General features: G+C 34.7%; 8 protein-coding genes. All 8 read right to left on the reverse strand.

Annotation, left to right across the window (positions count from 1 at the left end):
• Positions 1-126 precede the first annotated feature (126 nt).
• Positions 127-1,014 (reverse strand): nucleoid occlusion protein, encoded by an 888-nt coding sequence (noc, locus tag C1N55_RS20340; protein ID WP_137730467.1) that lies wholly within the window; start codon positions 1,012-1,014, stop codon positions 127-129.
• Between the two features lie 416 nt (positions 1,015-1,430).
• Entirely contained in the window at positions 1,431-2,147 is a 717-nt protein-coding gene (gene rsmG / locus C1N55_RS20345) for a 16S rRNA (guanine(527)-N(7))-methyltransferase RsmG (RefSeq protein WP_137730468.1), read from the reverse strand.
• Between the two features lie 139 nt (positions 2,148-2,286).
• Positions 2,287-4,182 (reverse strand): tRNA uridine-5-carboxymethylaminomethyl(34) synthesis enzyme MnmG, encoded by a 1,896-nt coding sequence (gene mnmG, locus C1N55_RS20350; RefSeq protein ID WP_137730469.1) that lies wholly within the window; start codon positions 4,180-4,182, stop codon positions 2,287-2,289.
• 66 nt (positions 4,183-4,248) lie between these two features.
• Entirely contained in the window at positions 4,249-5,634 is a 1,386-nt protein-coding gene (gene mnmE / locus C1N55_RS20355; RefSeq protein ID WP_137730470.1) for a tRNA uridine-5-carboxymethylaminomethyl(34) synthesis GTPase MnmE, read from the reverse strand.
• Between the two features lie 639 nt (positions 5,635-6,273).
• Positions 6,274-7,053: an RNA-binding cell elongation regulator Jag/EloR gene (gene jag, locus C1N55_RS20360; protein WP_137730471.1), complete on the reverse strand. Its 780-nt coding sequence runs from the start codon at positions 7,051-7,053 to the stop codon at positions 6,274-6,276.
• Positions 7,050-7,820, reverse strand: coding sequence for a membrane protein insertase YidC (gene yidC, locus C1N55_RS20365; protein WP_137730472.1), 771 nt, complete (start codon positions 7,818-7,820; stop codon positions 7,050-7,052). Before yidC ends, jag begins: the two co-directional genes overlap by 4 nt.
• A 155-nt stretch (positions 7,821-7,975) precedes the next feature.
• Positions 7,976-8,320 (reverse strand): ribonuclease P protein component, encoded by a 345-nt coding sequence (gene rnpA / locus C1N55_RS20370; RefSeq protein WP_137730473.1) that lies wholly within the window; start codon positions 8,318-8,320, stop codon positions 7,976-7,978.
• A gap of 164 nt (positions 8,321-8,484) precedes the next feature.
• Complete coding sequence (gene rpmH, locus C1N55_RS20375; RefSeq protein WP_118876394.1) at positions 8,485-8,619, reverse strand: 50S ribosomal protein L34; 135 nt, start codon at positions 8,617-8,619, stop codon at positions 8,485-8,487.
• Between the last annotated feature and the right edge of the window lie 627 nt (positions 8,620-9,246).

Here is a 9,246-nt window from a genome sequence, read left to right on the forward strand (position 1 = left end):
TCTTTTTATGGGACAAGTTTTCGATTGTCTCATCATTAAAGTCCCATTCAATAGATTTTCCTAATAAAAGGATTCTCTTAAAAGTTAAACGCAACTAGACTGCTTTGGGTTACTTTGTTCATTTCTTTATTTTTTCTTAGGAATCCGAACAGTGATTTGATAATAATCTTCCGTATCCTCTTCTTCGGTATTCACATTTATGCCACTTTTTGTAACCATTGATAATGATTGTTTAATTGTGTTTAATGCAATACGAATATCTTTACTAATTGCTTTACGCTTGGGTCTTTCTTTTTTTACTGTCTCTTCTTCTGGCGCGTTCATTTGTTGGATATATTCTTCTAGCTGACGAACATTCCAATCATATTCCTTTATTAATGCCACTAATTGAGCTTGTACTTCTTCATCTTTTAGAGAAATCATGGCCCGTGCGTGACGTTCTGTAATCTCTCTTCTCAAAATGGCTTCTTGTACAAATTGAGGTAATTTTAATAATCGTAATTTATTTGCTACAGTAGATTGACCTTTTCCTAAACGTTGAGCAAGTGCTTCCTGTGTTAGTGAATGAAGTTCTAGTAATTGCTGATAAGCTAATGCTTCTTCAATTGCCGTCAATTCTTCTCGTTGAAGATTTTCAATTAATGCAATAGAAGCAGTTTCTTTATCACTTAAATCACGAACAATCGCAGGAACCTCAGTCCAATTGAGTTTTTTCATTGCTCGGTAGCGACGTTCCCCTGCAATTATCTCAAACCGTTCTCCATCAAAATTGCGAATAACAATAGGTTGAATGACACCATGCGTATGAATGGTTCTTGATAATTCTTCAATCTTCTCTTCATCAAAAACTGTACGAGGTTGGAACCGATTTGGAATAATTTTATCGATTGGTATTTTCACTACTTCTTCTGAAGCTGTTTTCTTTTCAACTTGTGCTACGTGTTCTACTTCACTTTTAATTTCAGAAACAGTTTTATCTCCGCCTCCGAAAAATCGTGAAAAAGGACTTTTCATTCAATAGGCACCACCTTTTAGAAACTATCTTGCTCGAGATACTTTATATAATATTATTTATTATAAACTATAAATTGTACAGAGTTCGATAGAAGTAAAATCTAGTAAAATGACATAATATAAATTATTTATGCTACAAGAGGCAAATTTATATCTAAAAATTTGTGACAATTTAAATATTTCACAGAAAATGTAGGATAAACCGCTAAAATAAGGGAAATAAGTATCTAGATTCATGAAATTTAGTACAGTTACTGTTGGATGTTTCATGTGAAACAAGAAAGATTAATAGAATAGATAGAAGACTTCAAAAATAGCGTTCTTATTTCCCGTTACTATATAACTAGATAAGTTGTAGTGACATTAAAGTAACTTTTAATATCACTACCCGTTATTTTAATACTACCACATATTTTCTATATAATAGGCGTTTTGTTTGGAACACCCGGTTTACGAGGATATTTCTTTGGTGTCTTTTTTATTTTATCAAAAATATAAATAGTACGGTCACTTTCTTCAACTGGTAATAAATATGAAAATTCCTCTTTCAAAGATGCTCCTAAAGTCGAAATCGCTTTTTTCGCATCTTTTAATTCTTCTGGACCTGCTGCTGCTTTTAGGGCTACAAAATAGCCACCTTCTTTTGCAAGTGGAATACAAAGTTCGGAAAGGACAGATAATCTTGCTACCGCGCGAGCAGTAACCACATCAAATTTTTCACGATACTTTTCATTTTGACCAAATTCCTCAGCACGAGCATGAACAAATGTAACATTTTCTAATTGAAGCTGATCGCTTAAATGATTTAAAAAGGTAATACGTTTATTTAATGAATCAACAATTGTCACATTTAAATGAGGGAAGCAAATCTTAATAGGTAAGCTTGGGAAGCCTGCTCCTGCCCCGACATCACAAACAGATTCTACTTTAGTAAAGTCAAAGTAAAAACTTGCACTAATGGAATCATAGAAATGCTTTAAATAAACACCTTCTAAATCTGTAATTGCTGTTAAATTCATTTTTTCATTCCACTCAACTAGTAGTTCAAAGTATTTTTTAAACTGCCCAATTTGTGTGTCACTTAATTCAATTCCCATCTCTTTTAATGCTTCGATAAATTGTTGTTCGTTCATAGGGATCTCCTTTAGTTTTTGAAGAATTGATTGCTATAAAATGAACGAGCGTCCGAGATTAGTTTTGGCTCGAACGCTCGTTAAGTAATACGCTTGGTTTCTTTGACGAAAATCAAAGACCAAAGTCCGTACTATTTCGTTACTCATTACCTACTCGTGCAATTTTCCCTTGCTCAATATAGACAGCCAAAATGGAAATATCTGCAGGGTTAACACCTGAAATACGTGATGCTTGCGCTATTGATAATGGGCGTACTTCTTTTAATTTTTCACGAGCTTCTGTAGCAAGGCTTGAGATATCATCATAATCAATATCCTCAGGAATTCTTTTACTTTCCATTTTATGAAGTTTTTCAACTTGATTTAGCGCTTTTTGGATGTAGCCTTCATATTTTAGCTGAACTTCAATTTGCTCTTTTACTTCTTCACTTAATTCAAGATCCGATGGTGTTAAAGAAGCAACTAAATCATAGTTCATTTCAGTTCGTTTTACTAAGTCAGCCCCACGAATACCATCTTTTAGTTCTGTTCCACCTACTGAGCGAATGACTTCTTGTGTTGCTTTGTTTGGTTTAATAATCACTTCGCGAAGACGAGCAATTTCAGATTCTATTTGTGCTTCTTTTTCTTTGAATTTCGCATAACGCTCTTCTGAAATTAACCCTAATTGATAGCCAATTTCCGTTAAGCGTAAATCTGCATTATCATGGCGAAGCAATAAACGATATTCTGCACGTGAAGTTAATAAACGGTAAGGCTCATTTGTACCCTTCGTTACTAAATCATCAATTAGTACACCGATATAAGCTTCTGAACGCTTTAAGATCACTTCATCTTTTCCTAAAACTTTGGCAGCTGCATTAATACCAGCCATTAACCCTTGACCTGCTGCCTCTTCGTAACCACTAGTTCCGTTAATTTGACCAGCAGTATAAAGGTTTTTAATACGTTTTGTTTCTAATGTTGGCCATAATTGAGTTGGAACAATCGAATCATACTCAATTGCATAGCCTGGACGCATCATTTCTGCTTTTTCTAAACCAGGAATTGATTGTAACATTTGACGTTGGATATGTTCTGGTAAACTTGTTGAAAGACCTTGAACATAAACCTCTTGTGTATCACGGCCTTCTGGTTCAAGGAACAATTGATGACGTGGTTTATCATTAAAACGTACAATTTTCGTTTCAATTGATGGACAATAACGAGGACCAGTACCTGTAATCGCCCCAGTATACATAGGTGCCTTATCTAAATTATCGTTAATAATTTGATGTGTTTCCGCACTTGTATACGTTAACCAACAAGGAATTTGATCCATGATAAATTCTGTTGTTTCAAAGCTGAAAGCACGTGGAACATCATCACCTGGTTGAATTTCGGTTTTACTATAATCAATTGTTTTACTATCTACACGTGGTGGTGTACCTGTTTTAAAGCGAACCATATCAAAGCCGAGTTCGCGCATATTATCTGCTAATTTGATAGAGGGTTGTTGATTATTTGGTCCACTTGAGTATTTTAACTCTCCAATAATAATTTCGCCGCGCAAGTACGTACCCGTTGTCACAATAACAGCTTTTGCTCTGTAGATGGCACCCGTTTGTGTAACCACACCACGAACCTCATCATCTTCAATGATCAATTCATCAACAATGGCTTGATTGATTGTTAAGTTTTCTTCATCTTCTAATAATCGTTTCATTTCACGTTGATAAAGGACTTTATCTGCTTGTGCACGTAAAGCACGCACTGCTGGTCCTTTCCCTGTGTTTAACATACGCATTTGGATGTGGGTTTTATCGATTACTCTTCCCATCACACCACCTAATGCATCAATTTCACGAACAACGATTCCTTTTGCCGGTCCACCTACTGATGGGTTACATGGCATAAAGGCAATCATATCTAAATTAATTGTCACCATAAGTGTTTTTGCACCCATTTTGGCTGAGGCATATGCTGATTCTACACCCGCATGACCTGCACCAATGACAATTACATCATATTGGCCTGCTTCATATGTTGTTGTCATGCCGTCTCTTCCTTTCATTTATCAAATGTTCGCCTATATTCTAACTTCACTTGTATGAAGTTTTATTTATTTCCCTAAGCAGAATTGCGAGAATAACTGATTAATTAAGCTTTCTTGTACCGTATCACCAATAATTTCGCCCAACAGCTCCCACGTTTTCGTCACATCAATTTGAATCATATCAACTGGAACGCCTGTTTCTGCTGCATCTATTGCATCTTCAATCGTCGCTTTTGCTTGATGTAGAAGTGCAATATGACGTGCATTTGAAACATAGGTTAAATCATTTGATTCAATTTGCCCTTCGAAGAATGTCTTAGCAATCGCCTCTTCTAATTCTATAATACCTTGTTCCTGTAGAATTGATGTTGTGACAACTGGACGCCCATTAGACAGTTCTTTTACTTTTTCCAAATCAACTTTCTGAGGTAAATCTGTTTTGTTTACAACGACGATAAAATCCATATGTTGAATTGTTTCAAATAGACGTTCATCTTCTTCAGATAGACCTTCAGCCGAGTTCAAGACAAGTAAGATTAAGTCTGCTTCCTTTAACACTTGGCGCGATCTTTCTACCCCTATACGTTCAACGATATCTTCAGTTTCACGAATTCCTGCAGTATCTACTAAACGTAGGGGAACCCCACGTACATTGACATACTCTTCTATAATATCACGAGTTGTACCAGCAACATCAGTAACAATTGCTTTATTCTCATGAACCAAACTATTTAATAGTGAAGATTTACCAACATTCGGTCTTCCTAAAATGACCGTTGATAGTCCTTCACGCAGTATTTTCCCTTGAGAAGATGTTTGTAAAAGCTTAGCTATTTCATCACGAACCCAGGAGCATTTTTCTAGCAGTACTGGTATCGTCATTTCTTCTACATCATCATATTCAGGATAATCTATATTAACCTCTACATGAGCTAATGTCTCTATTAAAGCATTACGTAATTGGCCAATTAATCTTGATAACTTTCCTTCCATTTGACCAAGTGCTACGTTCATCGCACGGTCTGTTTTTGCACGAATTAAATCCATTACAGCTTCAGCTTGTGATAAATCAATACGTCCATTTAAGAAGGCACGTTTTGTAAATTCACCAGGATCCGCTAATCTCGCTCCGTTTTGTAGAACCAGCTGCAATACTCGGTTTACCGAAACAATCCCACCATGGCAGTTAATTTCAACCACATCCTCACGTGTGAAGGTTTTGGGTGCCCGCATTAACGACAACATGACTTCTTCTACTACTTCCTCAGTTTTTGGTTCGATTAGATGACCATAATGAATAGTATGTGTTTTTTCATCCATTAGCTGTTTGCCACTTGGCGATTTGAATATTTTATTTGCTATATTAACTGCGTCATCTCCACTTAAACGAACGATCGCAATGGCACCTTCACCCATTGGTGTGGAAATCGCAGCAATTGTATCAAAATCCATCTTGTTTAATCCTCCTACTAAATCCATTACGAATTTACCGTAATTTCATTAACTTCACAACTCGATTGAATTACATTTATCTTGTGAAAACTAAATAAAGTTATCCACATGTGAATAACTATTACGAAACTTATTTACTAACAATTTAGGGTAACATATTTTAACGAAATACGAAAGTAAAGCAAATTTCCCACATGTGGATAAGTGAAATTATTTTTGTAATTACTTTATTTACTTATAAAAATCCTCAGCAAGTTTCTCTTATGTGTGCGGGCTAAGCATAGAAGTCGCAGAGCCAACTTGTTGTCTCACGACTTGTCTCTGTGTTTTGTGTTAAGCCCTCTCACAAAAGTAGTTTCTGTAGATATTACGCAGCTTACATGGTAGGCTGCGTCTTCTAAATTTGGTGCCCTCTCTGAATACTTAATGATTTTGGGTAGCATCCAAAATGAAAAATGTCCTTAACGAAACGCATTTTGAATTAAAATTTCGATTATAATTCATTTCATTCCTTTAGAAGGACTATATTTTCACATTTATTCAGAAGATAAACTATAGATATTTAGTAATATACTAATTTCCCGAACAAAAAAACGACCCCAAAAAGGATCGTTTTCTTATATCTATATATTCTTGATGTTATTTTACTGGTTCAATAACTAGATAACGATTTGGCTCAATACCTTCTGAATAGGTTTCGATATCCACGCGATTTGCCAATGCATTATGAATTACTTTTCGTTCGTAGGAAGGCATTGGTTCAAACGATACTTTCTTTCCTGTATGAATCGCTTTATCCGCCATTCTCTCCGCCAATAATTCTAAAGCTTCTTTTCGACGTTCACGATAATTTTCAACATCTAGCTTGACCATTAGAAAGGATTTTGCACTTTTATTCACTATCAATTGTGCTAATTGTTGTAATGCATTTAAAGTAGCACCACGTTTTCCAATTAAAAGTGCTGCTTTTTCACTTTCCAGCTTAAATAAAATATTTTTTCCTTGCTTTTGAGTGCCAATTTTTAAATCTTCAATTCCCATATCTTTAGCGATACTAATTAGATAGTTTTTTGCAGATTCAATTGGATCTTCCTGCTCCTCAACGAATATCGTTTGTTCCACTATTGTTTCAGATACAGCTTGCTCAGCTTTTTCTTCTTGTTCTACTATTTCTTTTTCAGAAACAATCTGATTAACATCATCGAATTTGTCAGCATCATTACTTGATACTACATTTTCAACTTCTACCTCTTTTACAGTGACACTTACTTTAGCTTGACGTGCCCCAAAACCTAAAAATCCTTTTTTCGCTTCTTGTAAAACTTCAACTTCTACTTGTTCACGAGTAGTATTTAGCTGTTGTAACGCTATTGAGATCGCTTCTTCTACTGTTGCGCCTAATTGCGTAATTTGTTTCACTTTTTCGCTCCTCCTGTTGTAGCAGGTTCTGATTTTTTTCTATTCCAAGGTTTATAAATAACAAGGTTTTGAATAACTGAAACGATATTCCCAACAACCCAATATAATGATAGTGCAGCTGGTAACACGATACCGAAACCGATAATCATAAATGGCATAATGTACATCATTACTTTCATTTGAGGGTTGTCCATTGCAGGTCCTGTCATTAATACAACAAATTGAATCAAACCAGCTAAAACAGCTAGAATAACACTCGGCTCTGCAAGCGGGAAAATAAGGAATGTCCCTAAATCAATCGTTGGAGTTGCATTCATACGACTAATTGCATGATAAAAACCAATTAAAATTGGCATTTGAACCAACATTGGGAGACATCCAGCTGCTGGATTAACGCCTGAATTTGACATTAATGCCATCATCTCTTGTTGGTATTTTTGCTGTGTTACCGCATCTTTTGAAGCATATTTTTTCTGTAGCTCTTTCATTTTAGGCTGAATTTCTTGCATCTTTTTAGAGCTTTTTACTTGTTTAATTGTTAATGGAAGTATCACTAAACGGATAATAATCGTTACAACGATAATCCCTAGAGCATACGAACCTAAAGATTCTGCAAAATATTTAATTACTGATACTAATGGCCAAACGATAAACTCATTCCAAAAACCTTCGCTTTCAGATGAGATTGGCTGATCGAATTCTGTACAACCAGAAAGTAGTAATACTACGGAAACTAGAGACAGAATCATCCAATGTCTTCTCTTCAACCTTCATCCTCCTAGAGTAACTATTCACTTTTTTTGCTATTTTACCATGTAAAGATACTTACTCTCTACTTATAATTAATTCATTTTCCTATTAACTTTAGTATTGAATGGATTGCAGCCTTCAGACCTTAAAGGAGTTTAGAAACTTAGATCCTTTACTTCTTTTTAATTACTTTAGCTATTTTTAATACATGTTCAATACTTTTTTTCGTTTCATGAAAATCTAGTGTGGCCGCCTGATTCCGGGCGATAATAACATAGTCCATATCTTGTCTTACTTCATCTTTCAACTCTAAAAACGCTTGTCTAATATATCGCTTGATTTGCACTCTGGTTACTGCTTTTCCTATCTTTTTACCGACAGATAGACCTATTCGAAATTCTTGTTGGTTTTCATTTGGTAAACAATACACGACAAATTGACGATTCGCGAAGGACTTTCCCTTTTTAAATACCTTCTGAAAATCTTCATTCTTCTTGACTCTTTGGCGCTTCTTCATTCCTTCACCTGCTATTCTAAATGCTTTCTTATCTTAAAAATGAAGATTAGAAAAACACGATTTCTATTAAATAAGATCGAAATCGATGCTTTTCTTATACTGATTGCCTATTAACTTTGTCTGTTTATCAGTAAAAAAAAAGCCACTGAAGAAATTCAGTGGACTTATGCTGATAATACTTTTCTTCCTTTACGACGACGAGCTGCTAATACTTTACGTCCGTTTTTTGAGCTCATACGTGCACGGAATCCATGTACTTTACTATGTTTACGTTTTTTTGGTTGGTATGTGCGTTTCATTATATATGACACCTCCATTTATGAAAGTTAATTTCTATCCTACATACAGACCATAACATTATATAAAAAAAAGAAATGCATTGTCAATTAAATATTTGAATCAGAGTTTGCTTACTCATTTGCATAATAAAAAATTATCCACAATGAACCATGTTTATTATAAACAGTCATTGTGGATAATATTTTTGTGCATTTTTTTATCCACAATAGTTACTGACAACTTTTGCACAAATCCCACCCTTGTGGACAACTTTTAGGTGAATAAAAAATAGTTATGTGGATAAGCTTCGTAAACTATTGAAATGACAATCTTTTTTTGTTACGATGAATGTGTTTTCCTTTGTGGAAATGTTGCGTGGGAAATATATTATCCACAGAATGTTAATAACTTGTGGACAAACTTGAACACAGCTTTGGGATAACAGTTATCCACATGCTGTGATTATGTGTTTTATCTACATTAAGAAAATATTTTCTGTATCTAGCTAAAGTCTAAAGTACATTCCGTAATGTACGAAAATCTTAGGATAACCAAATGTAAATATATTTCGATCGGTGATTTCTATCTTATATAGATGTAGTTTATTTTTTCATAATGGAAAATATACATGAAAAGGAGTTAAAAGC

The organism is Lysinibacillus sp. SGAir0095 (genome assembly GCF_005491425.1).
Classification (GTDB): domain Bacteria; phylum Bacillota; class Bacilli; order Bacillales_A; family Planococcaceae; genus Ureibacillus.

Coding starts and splice junctions, on each gene's coding strand:
- mnmE (WP_137730470.1), bottom strand. CDS start 5,634: ATGGATTTTGATACAATTGCTGCGATTTCCACACCAATGGGTGAAGGT.
- rsmG (WP_137730468.1), bottom strand. CDS start 2,147: ATGAACGAACAACAATTTATCGAAGCATTAAAAGAGATGGGAATTGAA.
- mnmG (WP_137730469.1), bottom strand. CDS start 4,182: ATGACAACAACATATGAAGCAGGCCAATATGATGTAATTGTCATTGGT.
- noc (WP_137730467.1), bottom strand. CDS start 1,014: ATGAAAAGTCCTTTTTCACGATTTTTCGGAGGCGGAGATAAAACTGTT.
- rnpA (WP_137730473.1), bottom strand. CDS start 8,320: ATGAAGAAGCGCCAAAGAGTCAAGAAGAATGAAGATTTTCAGAAGGTA.
- rpmH (WP_118876394.1), bottom strand. CDS start 8,619: ATGAAACGCACATACCAACCAAAAAAACGTAAACATAGTAAAGTACAT.